The organism is Microbacterium testaceum, assembly GCF_020781835.1.
In the GTDB taxonomy this organism is placed as follows: Bacteria; Actinomycetota; Actinomycetes; order Actinomycetales; family Microbacteriaceae; genus Microbacterium; species Microbacterium testaceum_H.
Map to the genome: position 1 here is coordinate 1 of NZ_JAJGNJ010000067.1, position 203 is coordinate 203.

Here is a 203-nt window from a genome sequence, read left to right on the forward strand (position 1 = left end):
GTCGCATCTTCAGGAGGCGGGGCGCTCGTGTAGCTCGGCATGCCGAGCCCGTTGCGCTCAGCCGCGAGCGCCTGCACCCGCAGCGTGCGGTCTTTGAGCAGCCACATCTTGTAGGCCGCGCGGAGCAGGGACACCCCCACCCAGTTGCCGCCCTCGCGCTGATGCACGAACACGACAAGCCGATCCACAGGGATCGTCACGCC

The 203-nt window shown here is 68.5% G+C and carries 1 protein-coding gene; it reads right to left on the reverse strand.

Annotation, left to right across the window (positions count from 1 at the left end; genetic code table 11):
- On the reverse strand, positions 1-188 hold a 188-nt coding region (locus LL239_RS17660), incomplete at its 3' end, for a phage portal protein family protein (protein ID WP_445241967.1).
- Between the last annotated feature and the right edge of the window lie 15 nt (positions 189-203).